We start from the raw sequence: 13994 nt of genomic DNA on the forward strand, positions 1-13994 counted from the left end.
CTAGGCTGGAAGCATGTCGTCACAACCAAGTCCGGAGTCGCCGTCCGAACGCTACCGGGCCAACGCCGAGCGCGCCGCCGAAGCCAAAACGTATTTGGGCGGATTCATCCGTTCGCTTGACTTCGAACTCGACGACTTCCAGCGCGAGTCCTGCCTGTCCTTGCAAGCGGGGCGTGGCGTTCTCGTAGCGGCCCCCACCGGCGCCGGCAAGACAATCGTGGGGGAGTTCGCCATCTATTTGGCGCTCCAGCGCGGCCTTAAGGCCTTCTACACCACCCCGATCAAGGCCCTCAGCAACCAGAAGTACGCCGAGCTTGCAGCGAAGTACGGGGCCGCGCAGGTGGGCCTGCTCACGGGCGACACCAGCATCAACGGCGAAGCGCCCGTCGTCGTCATGACCACCGAAGTGCTCCGGAACATGCTCTACGCGGACTCCGACACGCTCGATGACCTTGGCTTCGTGGTGATGGACGAAGTCCACTACCTGGCGGACCGGTTCCGCGGGGCGGTCTGGGAAGAAGTGATCATCCACCTCCCCAGCGAGGTCCAGGTGGCCTCCCTGAGCGCGACCGTCTCCAACGCCGAGGAGTTCGGCGCGTGGCTGGACACCGTCCGCGGGCAAACCGACGTGATTGTCTCCGAACACCGTCCGGTCCCGCTGTGGCAGCACGTAATGGTGGGCCGTAAGATCGTCGATCTCTTCGCCGGAGACACAACGTTTGACGAAATCGCCCCCGCCGGCGAGGCCGGGGAGACCGTTCCCGGGAAAGCCGTGGCAGCCGACGTCGACCGGCCCGGCTACGAGGTCAACCCCGAACTTCTGTCGATGGCACGTGCAGAGAGCCAGATGAACTTCCGCGGCCGCTTCGGCCACGGCGGCCGGAATACCCGCAGGCAGCAGCAGCGTCCGCGTGACGAGCCGCAGGGCGGGCCCCGGAGTCCGGTCCGCAAGGCGAGTCGTCCCCAGGTCATCGCCAGCCTGGACCGGCAGGACCTGCTGCCCGCGATCACTTTCATCTTCTCCCGCGCCGGCTGCGACGCCGCCGTCGCCCAGTGTGTCTCCGCGGGCCTGTGGCTGACCACGGAACGTGAGCAGCTGATGATCGCGCAGCGTGTGGATGAGGCCGCCCAGGATGTGCCCTCCGAGGATCTTGACGTCCTGGGATTCTGGAGCTGGCGGGACGGGCTGGTCCGGGGTCTCGCCGCGCACCATGCCGGCATGCTGCCGACCTTCAAGGAGGTCGTGGAAAAGCTCTTCGTCGACGGTCTGGTGAAGGCTGTTTTTGCCACCGAAACCCTCGCCCTCGGTGTCAACATGCCGGCCCGGTGCGTCGTACTGGAGAAGCTGGACAAATTCAACGGTGAGGCACACGTCAATATCACGGCGGGGGAGTACACCCAGCTGACCGGGCGGGCCGGACGCCGCGGGATCGACGTTGAAGGGCACGCCGTAGTGCTGTGGCAACCCGGCACTGACCCGGCGGCCGTCGCGGGCCTCGCCTCGCGCCGTACGTACCCGCTGAATTCCAGCTTCCGGCCCACTTACAACATGTCCATCAACCTGGTGGCGCAGTTCGGCCGCGCCCGGGCACGGGAAATCCTGGAGTCTTCCTTCGCCCAGTTCCAGGCCGACCGTTCCGTCGTCGGGCTGGCCAAACAAGTCCGCGGCCGGGAGGAGTCCCTGGCCGGATTCAGCAAGGCGATGACCTGCCATCTGGGCGACTTTACCGAATATGCCCGGCTGCGGCGTGCCCTGTCCGATGCGGAAAAGAACGCCTCGCAGGTAACCTCCCGGGCCAGGAAATCGCTGACCGAAGACTCGCTCAGCCGACTGCTGCCTGGCGACGTGGTGGATGTTCCTTCGGGGCGGGCTCCGGGACTCGCTGTTGTCCTCAGTTCCGACCACCACTCCCGCGAGCCACGCCCGGCCGTGATGACCCTTGACAACCAGCTCCGCCGGATCGGGCTGCCCGACGTCGAGGGGCCGCTGTCCCCGATTACCCGGATCAGGATCCCGAAGTCCTTCAACGCCAAGATCCCCAAGTCCCGCCGGGACCTCGCTTCCTCGGTCCGGAACGCTATCCGGGACCACCGGCCTCCCGCACCGCCGAGCCGGGATGAGGACTTCGGCCGCGCCGCCGCCCAGCCCAACCAGGAGAAGCGGATCACCGAACTGCGCCGGGAGCTCCGGTCACACCCCTGCCACGGGTGCAGCGAACGGGAGGACCACGCGCGGTGGTCCGAACGCTGGTGGAAGCTCCGGCAGGAGACGGACGGGCTGGTGCGCCAGATCCAGGGCCGGACCAACACCATAGCGAAAACCTTCGACCGGGTCTGCGGGCTCCTCTCCAGCTACGGGTATCTGGAAACCTCGGATTCCGGGGTTCTGTCGATCAGCCGGGACGGACAGCGCCTTCGGCGGATCTACGGCGAGAAGGACCTGCTCATTTCCCAATCCCTTCGGTTGGGCGCGTTCAACGATCTGGACGCTGCCGAAGTGGCGTCGCTGGCCAGCGTTCTGGTCTACCAGGCCAAACGGGAGGACCGCGGACTGCGTCCGAAAATGCCCAGCATCGCGCTGGAATCCGCCGTAGACACCGTGGTGCGAGAATGGTCCGCCCTGGAGGACCTCGAGGAGGCCAGCAAGCTGCCGCTGACCGGCGAGCCTGAGCTCGGCCTCGTCTGGCCTATCTACAAGTGGGCCAGAGGCCGGCACCTCCAAGATGTCCTCAGCGGCACGGACCTCGCCGCGGGAGATTTTGTCCGCTGGGTGAAACAGGTGATTGACCTGCTCGACCAGCTGGCCAAGATCCCGGAGCTGGATCCCCGCGTCGCCCGGCTGTGCCGGGATGCCATCGCGCTGATCAAGCGCGGCGTCGTCGCTTATTCCTCCGTGGCCTAGTTCCCGTCCGCCGCCAACCATACCGTCCGCAGCACCGGCGTCCAGCACGCCACCAGCCAACAGGAGTTCCCGCGCCATGCCCGACACACCGGCCGTCCCCACCCCCCGCAAGGTTTCGCTGTACCGCAACGGCTCCGTGTACACGGCCGCCGATCCGTTTGCGACAGCCATGCTGGTGGACGGCGACACCGTTGCCTGGGTCGGCTCCGAACAGGCGGCCTCGTCCATTGCCGATTCCTCCATGGACGTGATTGATCTCCACGGCACACTGGTCGCCCCGGGGTTCGTCGATTCCCACGTCCACCTCACCGAAACCGGCATCGCCCTGGACGGGCTGCAGCTCGGTGGGATCCGCTCCGCTGCGGAACTCCTCGACGCCGTCGCCGCGGCCGCCGGCGAGGGCACCGTGCTGGGCCACGGCTGGGACGAAACGCTCTGGGCCAATCCGGCGCTCCCCACGCGGGAAGAACTGGAGCGGGCCGCGGGGGGCCGCCAGGTCTATCTGTCCCGCGTGGACGTGCACTCATCTCTCGTGTCCTCGTCGCTGGCGTCAGCTGCCGGGCTCGGCGGACTCGATGGCTTTGCCGCCGGCAGCCAGGTCAAACGCGACGCCCATACGGCGGCCCGCCGGGCGGCGCGGCAGTTGCCCGCCGACCGGCTGCGCGGCTATCAGCAGCGTGCCCTGGCTGAGGCAGCTGCCAACGGCTACGTGGCCGTCGCCGAGATGGCGGCACCGCATATTGGCAGCGTCGAGGATCTCCGGTTGGCCGCCGGCTGGAACACCACGAGCAATCCGGCGGATGCTGCCCCGGCGGGAGCAGTTCCCGAAGTCCTGCCCTACTGGGGTCAGCTGGCTTCATCCGTTGAACACGCCCAGTCCATCCTCGACGGCCTCGGCGTTCCTGTGCTCGGCCTTGCCGGGGATCTGAATATTGACGGGTCGATCGGTTCACGCACCGCCTCGCTGCGGTCGGACTACAGCGACGCGCCCGGAGAACGCGGCAGCCAGTACCTGACGGTTGCTGCGGCGGCAGCGCATCTGGCGGCATGTTCGCTGCTGGGCATCCAGGCAGGCTTCCACGTTATCGGCGATGCGGGGCTCGACGCGGCCCTCGAAGCCCTTGACCAGGCAGCGGCCGAGGTGGGGGAGCAGCGGATCCGCGCCGCGGGCCACCGCTTCGAGCATGTTGAAATCGCCGACGCGGACGCCATCAGCCGGCTGGCACGGTATTCCGTGACGGTCAGTGCCCAGCCCGGCTTCGACGCACTGTGGGGCGGAGACTCCAGCCTCTATAAGCAGCGCCTCGGCCAGCGCCAGCTCGGCATGAATCCGTTCGGCTCCTATTACTCCGCCGGTGTGCCGATCTGTTTCGGCAGCGACAGCCCGGTCACCCCGCTCCGGCCATGGGACAGTGTGCGGGCGTGCCTGCAGCACACCAACCCCGCCGAGCAAATCTCCGCCCGGGCCGCATTCCTCGGACACACCCGCGCCGGGTGGCGTGCGGCCCGCTACCGGAACCCGATGGCCGGTCAACTCGTCCCCGGCGCCCCGGCGAGCTTCGCTGTGTGGGAGGTTGACGAACTGATGGTCCAGGTCTCCGACGGCAGGGTGCAGTCCTGGAGCACGGATCCGCGCGCCCGGACGCCGCTGCTGCCGGCACTGGACACCGGCAGTGACCCGGTGTGCCTGCAGACCGTGCGGGACGGCCGGGTCCTCTTTACCAACGGAACCCTCGGCGCTTGATGCCTGGTGCCGGGCCCTGCTGCACTAGCCCTGCTGCACTATAGGCGGAGCAGGGCCCGTCCCGGCCCCGCTCCTGGATTAAGGCTTCACCTGCTCCCTGAACAGCCACCACCGTCGTTGTAACGATTCCTGACTCCTGTTGTTGGCAACCCCTCGAGCCCGCGTGCCGGGTTGAAGGCGCGCGGTGAAATGCGTGGTTGGCCGATAGAGGCGTGCGCCGGTGGGGTCACTCGGTGAGGAACTCCGAAACGAGGCGGTTGAAGTCGTCGGGGCGCTCGATCGGCACCACATGCGAGGACCCGTCGCCTCGGATGACCTCAAACCGTGCGCCGGGGATCGCGTCGGCAACCTCGCGCGCTATCCAGGGTGGGGTGATCAGGTCCTGCTCACCGACGACGACAAGGGTCGGGGCCGTGATGGCGCCCAGCCGGCTGAGGGCATCGAAATGCAGGTAGGCATCTGCCTGGCGTCCGTACGCCTCGGGACTCATCGGGTTTGGATTGCTGGCCAGCAGCGCGGTGGTGTCCTGTACTGCCTCGTGGTTTCGAAGGAAGGCCGTGGAGAACAGCGACGCGAGCTGCTGGCCGCCAAACACTTTCCCGGTCGCGTCATTTGCCTTGACCCAGCTCCAGATTTGGATTGGATCGACGGCGTTCCGCGCCGGCGCTGCTCCCGTCCCGGCAAGTACCAGCCGATCCAGCCGGCCCGCGTGTCGCAGGGCGAACTCCACGGCGATCATCCCGCCCATGGACAGCCCCAACAGGTGGGTCCGCTGAATCCCCAGCGCGTCGAGTAGACCGGCGAGGTCATCTGCCATGTCTGCAATGCTGTACGGGTGGCTGGCTTTCGAGCTGCGGCCGGCGTCGCGGTTGTCGACCAGGACCACCCGGAACTGTGTGGAAAGGGACGGGACCTGCGCCAGCGTCCAGAGCGACGAGTCGTACCCGATCCCCATGACCAAAACGAGCGACGGCCCTTGACCGTGGACCTCGTAATACAAGACCTGCCCGTTCGTCTGCGCCGTGCCTGATGGGCGCAGCTTCGTCACGTTCGCGTTCATTGTGAAACTCCCTGTGATTGACCCGTCTCCCAGCTCTGGACGTGTCCCGTGGCCGGGGATCGGGCTTGGTAAACCCGTATGCGTGAGGAAGACTGTTACCTGGGTAACCCCCGGTGTTACGCCGGGGCCGGGTCGGAGCGGGCAGGCCTGCGGATCGGTGAGTGATGTACGACGCACCCGAAGCGGCGCTGGTGGAGCAGGCGCGCGGGGCAGCCTCGAGCGGCGACTGGTCGCGGGCGTACGACCTGCTCACCGGCACGGACGCGAGCGTCCGGCTTTCAGTGGACGACCTGGGGTTTCTGGCCGAGGTCGCCTACGCCGCCGGTCATCTCGACGTGACGATCGAGGCGTGGGAGCGTGCGCACGCGGAGGCAGTTCGCCTCGGTGATCCCATCACGGCCGCCGGCGCGGCGGCTCGAGTGGCCCTGCACCTGCTGATGGACACTGCGCTGATGGCGCCGATCCGTGGGTGGGTCAAGCGGGCAGAGCGGCTCCTCGTAGGGCATGACGGGACGCCGATCCACGCGTGGCTGGCGGTCATCAAAAGCTACGAGCGTCTGATGATGGGAGACGTCCGCGCCGCCCACGATTGGGCCAGCCGAGCCGTAGCGGTGGGATCGACCTGCAACCCGGCCGCGGCCGCCATCGGCAGGGTGGCAGAGGCGCATGCCGTGATCTTGGAGGGCGACGTCCGCCGGGGCCTCGAACTCGTCAACGAAGCAGCGGTGGCCACCATCTCCGGGGAACTCGATGCCATATCAACGGGAATGCTCTATTGCGAGCTGGTGTGCATGCTCCAGGGGCTCGCTCAGTACGACCTTGCAGAAGAGTGGACAGAGGCCATGGAGCGGTGGCGCCAAGGCAACGGTATCGGCAGCATCCACGGGCGCTGCCGCGTCCACCGTGCCGAGATCCTCCGGCTGCGGGGGGCGTTCGCCGAGGCGGAGCGGGTGGCCCTGGCGGCCTGCGCGGAGCTCCGGCCTTACCTCCGACGTGAGTTCGGGTGGCCTCTCACCGAGTTGGGCCGGGTAAGGTTCCAGATGGGCAATCTGCGTGGTGCGGAGGAGGCGTTCCTGGCAGCCCGGCAGTCCGGGTGGGATCCGGAGCCGGGTCTCTCCCTGGTGCGACTGGCACAGGGCGACGTGGCTTTGGCGGCAGCATCCATCCGAGACGCGCTCGAACATCCACTGACCGTCCCTTCCAAAGAAGTGCCGCCGAACACCGACCTGCGCCGTGCTCCATTACTGGCCGCGCGGGTCGAGATCGAGGTGGCGGCCGGAGACCTCGTCGCTGCCCGCGACGCGGCCGACGAACTTGCCCGGGTGGCCGCATGTTTCGAGAGCAGGGCGCTGGCGGCCAGTGCGGCAATGGCAGAGGGGCGGGTCCGGGTGGCAGCCGGTGAGGTGGCCGATGCCCGGCATGCGTTTCAGACCGCCGTCCAGCTGTGGAGCCTCGTGGGGGCTCCCTACGAGGTCGCGTTGGCGCGCACCGGGCTTGCACACGCGCATCGAGCTGCGGGGGATGAAGCCGCTGCCCGCGTGGAGCTGACGGCAGCCGGCGCCGCTTTCGAAGACCTGGGAGCCGGGCGCCAGACGGACCGCATCGCGCACGCCGCGGGGGCCGGCCGGAAGCTACCGGCCGGCATCCTTTCAGGGCCGGCGTCGGCGTCATCGGTGGGGACCCGTGCGCCCGGTGACCGCCAGCGCGACACCAACGCGTTTCGTCAGGAGGGCGATTACTGGTTCATCTCGTTCGAGGAACACACTGTTGCGCTGCGTGACCTGAAAGGCCTGCACTATCTCGCGCGGCTCCTCGCGCATCAAGGCCGGGAATTCCACGTGCTGGACCTCGTGGCGAGCGGACCCGGTCTGGCCGCGGCCCATTCCGGCTTGCCTGATCCGGAGCTGACGCCTGCCGGATGGGGGGATGCCGGTCCTCTGCTCGATGCCCAGGCCAAGAACGCCTACCGCCGGCGGCTTGCCGAGATCGATGAGGACCTCGAGGAGGCGCGGCTCATGAGAGACAGCGGACGCGTAGTCCAGGCGACGGCGGAACGCGACTTCCTGATCCGCGAGCTGTCGCGTGCTGTCGGGCTCAGCGGGCGTGGCCGACGCGCCGGTGCCGCGTCGGAACGCGCCCGCGTCAGCGTAACCCGGGCGATCCGCCACGCCATGAGCCGGATTCGTCACCACGATCCGGCGCTGGGGGAGCACCTTGAGCGGGCTATCCGGACGGGGACCTACTGCGTCTACCTGCCGGACTCACGCGTCACCGGTTCGTGGCTTATCTGAAGGCTTCCGGCGTCGGCGGACGAGAAAAGTTGAGCCCGCCGAGGCGTCTCTGAACTGGGACGATACTCAAATCGGCAGGTCAAGGTGCGGTTGACAGCCGCGGGCGTGCCCGTAGCATTGAGTGTCAACGGAGCGTTGCGCGCGGCGCAGACTCCGGATCCCCACGGTCCGTCGAGGATGCCCGGAATTCCGGCAGCTTCCTGGGCTCCGGCCATGGTCTGCCAAGGGGGCAGGTTCACTTCGCAGCAGAAAACGGTTCCGGCGCGGTTGTCGTAGACGCTTCGAAACTGGCCCGAAGCGAGTGGGCCTGCCCGGCCGAACGGCAGCGAACCCGGCCCGCCCGGCGACTCCCTATAATAGGAAGTTGCGCCCTGATGTCAGTCACTGCTGTCCGTCTGGCGCTTTGACTGCTCCCCTTATGGAAAGGCCTCGCTGTGCGTGTCCTCACGATCATCCCGACCTACAACGAGCTGGAATCGTTGCCTAAGACCCTCGGGCGCCTTCGCGCGGCTGTGCCGGCCTCGGATGTGCTGGTTGTCGATGACAACAGCCCCGACGGCACGGGCCAGCTTGCGGACCGCATCGCAGCGGAGGACGCCCAGGTGCACGTCCTGCACCGACAGGGCAAAGCCGGACTCGGGGCGGCCTACATTGCGGGATTCAAGTGGGGACTCGAAGCGGGGTACGACGTCCTCGTTGAAATGGACGCGGACGGCTCGCACAAGCCCGAACAGCTCCCGCTCCTGCTTGACGCGGTGGAGCACGGCGCCGATCTGGCCATGGGCTCCCGCTGGGTTCCTGGCGGCAGCGTGGTTAACTGGCCGCTTTACCGGCAGGCCATTTCCCGGGTCGGCAGCACCTATGCCCGCATCATGCTGGGCGTCAAGATCAGGGACGTCACCGGCGGCTTCCGCGCCTTCCGCCGCACCACGCTTGAGAAACTGAACCTCGACACCGTCGATTCGGTCGGCTATGGCTTCCAGGTGGATCTGGCGTGGCGCGTGGCCAAACTCGGGCTCAACATCGTGGAGCGGCCCATCACCTTCGTCGAACGCGAATTGGGCGCCTCGAAGATGAGCGGCAACATCGTGGTCGAAGCCATGATCAACGTAACCAAGTGGGGACTCATGGCGCGCTGGAACAAGCTGACCGGTAAGAAAGCCGTCTAACCACAGAGCAACCGAGGACGCCGCCCGTTCAAGGGCGGCGTCCTCGCGTCACGAGACGCCAGTAAAAAGGGCCGGGCCCGCAATGTCAGTAAGACAATGCGGGCCCGGCTCTTTATGGAACTCGAGGTGCTGTGACGGGGCCTAGGCCGTACGCCGTTCACCACGGCGTTCGCGCAGGATCGTGAGGCGGTCTTCAAGGATCTGCTCCAGCTCGGGGAGGCTCCGGCGTTCCAGCAACATGTCCCAGTGCGTGCGCACTGCTTTTTCGTTGCTGGTATCCGGACGCTCGCCGTTGACCAGCAGGGCTTCCTTACCCGTCTTGGAAACCCAGACCGGCGGGATCTCCGCTTCCGAGGAGAAGGTCACGAATACCTGCTCGCCGTCCGCGCACCGGTACTCGACGCGCTGGCGCGGAGCCGGTTCGACACCGGATTCGGTCTCCATGCTCTGTGCGCCAAGGCGCATACCCCGCAGGCTGCGATCGCTCATCTTTTCTCCCTCTACTCGGTCCGCAGAGCTATGCCCTGCGTTAGCCGGGGGCCGTGGAGCCTCGCCGGACTACTGTTTGCATTGCGCTGCCCAGTGGAATTCTGTTCGTAACAAGCACTGAAATAACGCTTTGCGAAGCCTTTTTGTTCCGGCGGATTGAACCTGTCGGACAAATACCCAAGTATACGGGAGCGAGTTGGCTAGGTAAAGCGTGCCGCCGTCTCCGTAGCGTGACGGGTAGTGACCCAGTGGTGTTGCCCAGCCGTTCGCGTGGGCGCATGGAAGCCACCTGCGCGCGCAGGTGGCTTCCATTCCCGATATCCCGCGAACGGGAAGGGCAGTGCCGGCTTAAGGTTCCTGGGAGGCTGCCGGGAACGGGGCTGATCCCTTGTCCGGGCCGTCAATATCGCTAAAGAGGCTGTCGTCCGCGACGCCGGTACCCAGGGCGTTGCCGATCCCCTTGAGCGCTTCACCCACTTCGCTGGGAATGATCCACAACTTGTTGGCCGAGCCCTCGGCGATCTTCGGCAGAGTCTGCAGGTACTGGTAGGCGAGCAGCTTCTGGTCGGGGTTGCCCTTGTGGATCGCGTCGAACACCTTCTGGATGGCCTGGGCCTCACCGTCGGCGCGCAGGATCGCCGCCTTGGCGTCTCCCTCGGCTTTAAGGATGGAGGACTGCCGCTGGCCTTCAGCCGTGAGGATGGCTGACTGCTTGGTACCTTCCGCGGTCAGGATTGCGGCACGGCGGTCACGTTCGGCGCGCATCTGCTTCTCCATCGAATCCTGGATGGAGTGCGGCGGATCAATGGCCTTGAGTTCCACCCGGGAGACCCGGATTCCCCAGCGGCCGGTCGCCTCGTCCAGCACCCCGCGGAGCTGGCCGTTGATCTGGTCCCTGGACGTCAGGGCTTCCTCGAGGTTAAGGCCACCGACGACGTTACGCAGGGTGGTGGTGGTGAGCTGCTCGACCGCCTGAATGTAGTTGGCAATCTCGTAGGTTGCGGCCCGCGCATCCGTGACCTGGAAATAGACCACGGTGTCGATCGAGACCACCAGGTTGTCCTCCGTGATTACTGGCTGCGGAGGGAAGGAGACCACTTGCTCCCGCAGGTCCAGGAGCGGCAGCAGCCGGTCCACAAAGGGGATCAGGATGGTCAGGCCGGGGTTAAGAGTGCGCTGGTACTTGCCGAGACGTTCGACGACGCCGGCCCGCGCCTGCGGGACGATCCGCACCGCCCGGACCAGCACTATTATCACAAACGCGATCAGAACCAGCAGCACGCTAGCGACTGCGATATCCATACATCACCATTTCCCCAGTAGTTATGTTGTGCTCTGTGGCGGGTTCCCCGCCGCAGTTCCTGTTGCCGGTGGCGGCAGCAGTACGTTGTGTCCGGCCGGCGGCCATGCCGCTACTGCACGGCCGTCTCCGGCTGAGGGGCCACGACGGCAGTGGCGCCGTCGATGGCACTGACGACGGCGTGATCTCCGGGTGCAAGGACGGCGTTTTCGGAGCGGGCGCTCCAGACATCGCCGCCGATCTTGACCACTCCGCCGTTGGCGCTGACGGCCTCTATGACCAGGGCGGATTCACCGATCAGGCGCTCGATGTTACTGCGCTGGTCGGCAGGGCCTTTTCGGAGGTGTTTGAGGGCAACCGGCCGGACTACGCCGATCATCAGCAGGGAGACCACACAGAACGCGACGATCTCAAGCCACAAGTCCGCCCCGGCGAGGTCGGCCACAAGCCCGGCCAGCGCGCCACCGCCCAGCATGATGAAGAACAAGTCGAGGGTCAGCATCTCAACCACGGCGAATCCGAGGAAGGCGGTGAGCCAGAGCGCCCACCAATTTTCGGCCAGCCATTCAAACATCTGTCCACCCTCCGTCCCGGAAGTCGCAGGCGCAACTCCCCAGTACCCTGTCATCCCATCCTAAGCCGAAGGGCAAGGGCTGCGGCGGGCCCGGACGGACTCAGTGCCAACGTGGCCAAGTCGTTATGGTGCCGGGGTGGGCACTTTATCCCCGCCGGTGGCGAAAACACTGATCCGGAAACGCGCAGAGACCGCGGTGAGCGGTGGCAGGCCGGCGACGCGGGCAGCCAACTGGCCCCGGTCCAGATGGTGTCCGGCCGGCCCCATCAGGGCGAGGTTTGCGACGTCGCCGGGCGCCAGGGACAACTCCAGGTCCAGTTCCTGCGTGCACACCGGGGAAAAGAAGCCTTCCAGCGAGGTAGCCAGCCGCTCTTCCTTCGCAGGCTCGATCCCGAGCATGCCAGTCTGCCCCGCGACGTCGGCGAGGTGCCCGGGCCGGGGAGTCACCACCACAAGGCGGCCGCCGGGGCGGAGCACCCGGGCGAACTCAGCCGCGTTGCGCGGCGCGAAGACGACGGTGACGACGTCGACCGCGCCGTCCGCGACGGGCAGGGGCTGCCATACGTCGCTGACCAGGTTCAGGGCTTCCGGGTTCAGCCTTGCTGCTCGGCGGAGCGCGAATTTGGAGATGTCGAGACCGATGGCCGCCACCCCAGGGTCCCGGTCCAGGAGTGTCCGGAGGTAATGGCCGGTGCCTGTTCCGGTGTCCAGCACCAGGGGAGCCGGGCCGCCGGGGACCCGGTTAAGCGCCGGGGCAGCCAGCGCGGCAACTGCGTCCGCGAGTGGCTGGTAATGGCCGGCGGTGAGGAAATCGAAGCGGGCCGCGACCATGTCGGCCGCGTCCGCTTCGAAGACAGTTCCCTTGCCGACGAGGAAATTGAAGTATCCCTGCTTGGCTGCGTCGAAGCTGTGTCCAGCTGCGCAGACCAGAGACCGTCCGCCGTCGCCGCCGGGGGCGAGGCTGTCACGGCACACCGGGCAGAGCAGAGGGGGGACGGGGGCGGGAAGCATACGTTCAATCCTAGGCCTGGCGCCCCGGACCGGCGCATACGCCGTTATGTGGGGATCGGGAGACTGGCAATCACTTCGGCTTCCGCCGCAGTTGGGACTGCATGGACAGTAAGATGTGCCCACGTCGAGTCAATCGGAAAACGAACCAACTGACCAGCCTCAGTCGAAATCAGCGGCGAAGCTAGTGCCGCGCTGAACTTCTTCGCGTCCAAGCCCGGTGTGTTCGGTGCGACTGTCTACGAGAAGGCTGTGGGGTTTGCCGCTGCGGCACACAACACCCTGTTGCTCTCAGTCCGTATCGCACGGCGCAGAACCGCGCAGAGGACCTGGAAGCAGCCCTGCATAGCCGGACAGCCATTAATCTGGCGTGCGGGGTCATCATGGCGCAGAACAGGTGCTCGCAGGCAGAAGCGATGGAAATCCTCACCAAGGTCTCCAGCAACCCCAACCGCAACCGCAAACTGCGTGACGTCGCCTCAGAACTGATCGAACAATTCTCCGGTGCCAGCATCGAGACTCATTTCGACGCGTAAGAGCAACCGGGCGGACAACACGTCACCCAGCGATGCTCATTACGCCCACAGCCTCGATTCCGAGATCCGGGGTCTCCTGCAGCCCGGGGTAAAGGGGGTCGGCGGGGCGGGGTCAGTATCGGGTGGTTCCGCCGGACGGATCGGGGGCGTTCTTTTTGGCGCGGCGGGCGCGCAGAACCCTGCTGATGATGGCGGGCAGGAATGCGAAGAGGATCTTTTTCATGGAATGTTCCTGTTCTTGAATTGCCGATGGTATGTCGGTGCGGGTCGTGCCGGGGGAGACCGCTAGGCGGAGCCGCCCAGATCAGCTTCGTCGACCCTGCGGTGGAACCGCATGCCTGCGAGGCCGCCCAGCACCGCACCGCCGAGGGTGATAATGGCGGCCACGACCAGCACGAGCAGGCCTCCGGTGCTCAGTTCACCTTCGTTGAGGGGAATCCGCGGAAAGCTGTTGAGGTTGGCGAGGATATTGAACCGGCTTCCGGCGACTGCGCCGGCGAAAGCTACAACGACTGCGACGAGGACCGCCCACAGCCAAACGGCGAGGCCCTGCCTGGCTCCATTGAAGCGGGCCATTCTTCCTGCGACGTAGCCGCCGCAGTAGTAGGCCACAAACAGGATGACTGCCAGAATGATGCCGCCGATGATGGTGACGGTTTGTAGGTCCTGGGCCGCAACTTGTCCCGGATCGGTGTTATTGGCGGCGCTGATGCCTGCCCCGAGAGCCGTGCTGGCTGCAGTCAGCAGGACGATCATCCCGGTGGCGGTTATCCAGCCGAAGAAGGCTGATCCGAACTTCATGCCGCCAAATTGGCGTTTCTCTTCGGCCAGCACGGTGTCCCTGCGGTTTTCCCGGACTTCCCCGGTTTCTTCGTAGTTTGAACTCATGCTGGGATCCTCTCATCGGGTGCGCGGTGTGGA

Annotated in this window: 10 protein-coding genes and 1 pseudogene; 5 read left to right on the top strand and 6 right to left on the bottom strand. The window is 66.3% G+C overall.

Going from position 1 to position 13994, the window contains the following annotated elements:
- Nucleotides 1–13: 13 nt before the first annotated feature.
- A complete protein-coding gene (locus KY499_RS02900) occupies nucleotides 14–2902 on the top strand; it encodes an RNA helicase (protein ID WP_123253560.1) in 2889 nt (962 codons plus the stop codon).
- 76 nt (nucleotides 2903–2978) lie between these two features.
- Entirely contained in the window at nucleotides 2979–4646 is a 1668-nt protein-coding gene (locus tag KY499_RS02905; protein WP_219886157.1) for an amidohydrolase, read from the top strand.
- Nucleotides 4647–4872: 226 nt separating this feature from the next.
- Here the strand turns inward: KY499_RS02905 and KY499_RS02910 are convergent, their stop codons facing one another.
- A complete protein-coding gene (locus KY499_RS02910; RefSeq protein ID WP_123253562.1) occupies nucleotides 4873–5706 on the bottom strand; it encodes an alpha/beta fold hydrolase in 834 nt (277 codons plus the stop codon).
- Nucleotides 5707–5867: 161 nt separating this feature from the next.
- On the opposite strand from KY499_RS02910, the gene KY499_RS02915 reads away from it, so the two are divergent.
- Both KY499_RS02915 and KY499_RS02920 read left to right on the top strand, forming a co-directional pair.
- Nucleotides 5868–7997 (top strand): hypothetical protein, encoded by a 2130-nt coding sequence (locus tag KY499_RS02915; RefSeq protein ID WP_219886158.1) that lies wholly within the window; start codon nucleotides 5868–5870, stop codon nucleotides 7995–7997.
- A gap of 434 nt (nucleotides 7998–8431) precedes the next feature.
- Entirely contained in the window at nucleotides 8432–9166 is a 735-nt protein-coding gene (locus KY499_RS02920; RefSeq protein WP_123253563.1) for a polyprenol monophosphomannose synthase, read from the top strand.
- A gap of 141 nt (nucleotides 9167–9307) precedes the next feature.
- Here KY499_RS02920 and KY499_RS02925 read toward each other — a convergent pair whose 3' ends face one another.
- The 4 genes from KY499_RS02925 to KY499_RS02940 all read right to left on the bottom strand — a co-directional run bounded on the left by KY499_RS02925 (nucleotide 9308) and on the right by KY499_RS02940 (nucleotide 12540).
- Complete coding sequence (locus tag KY499_RS02925) at nucleotides 9308–9655, bottom strand: RNA polymerase-binding protein RbpA (protein ID WP_123253564.1); 348 nt, start codon at nucleotides 9653–9655, stop codon at nucleotides 9308–9310.
- A gap of 348 nt (nucleotides 9656–10003) precedes the next feature.
- The gene (locus KY499_RS02930) at nucleotides 10004–10957 is read right to left on the bottom strand and encodes an SPFH domain-containing protein (RefSeq protein WP_258190917.1); all 954 of its coding nucleotides are present in this window, start codon (nucleotides 10955–10957) and stop codon (nucleotides 10004–10006) included.
- Nucleotides 10958–11067: 110 nt separating this feature from the next.
- Nucleotides 11068–11529 carry an NfeD family protein gene (locus tag KY499_RS02935; protein WP_123253565.1) on the bottom strand — a complete coding sequence of 154 codons (462 nt, stop codon included), beginning with the start codon at nucleotides 11527–11529 and terminating at the stop codon, nucleotides 11068–11070.
- 123 nt (nucleotides 11530–11652) lie between these two features.
- The gene (locus KY499_RS02940; RefSeq protein WP_219886159.1) at nucleotides 11653–12540 is read right to left on the bottom strand and encodes a methyltransferase domain-containing protein; all 888 of its coding nucleotides are present in this window, start codon (nucleotides 12538–12540) and stop codon (nucleotides 11653–11655) included.
- Between the two features lie 162 nt (nucleotides 12541–12702).
- Here KY499_RS02940 and KY499_RS02945 point away from each other — a divergent pair.
- Nucleotides 12703–13073, top strand: a pseudogene (locus tag KY499_RS02945) (ANTAR domain-containing protein); the annotation flags it as partial.
- Between the two features lie 285 nt (nucleotides 13074–13358).
- Here the strand turns inward: KY499_RS02945 and KY499_RS02950 are convergent.
- Nucleotides 13359–13961, bottom strand: coding sequence for a hypothetical protein (locus tag KY499_RS02950; RefSeq protein ID WP_123253567.1), 603 nt, complete (start codon nucleotides 13959–13961; stop codon nucleotides 13359–13361).
- Nucleotides 13962–13994 lie beyond the last annotated feature (33 nt).

Source organism: Arthrobacter sp. PAMC25284 (assembly GCF_019443425.1).
GTDB classification, from domain to species: Bacteria; Actinomycetota; Actinomycetes; order Actinomycetales; family Micrococcaceae; genus Arthrobacter; species Arthrobacter oryzae_A.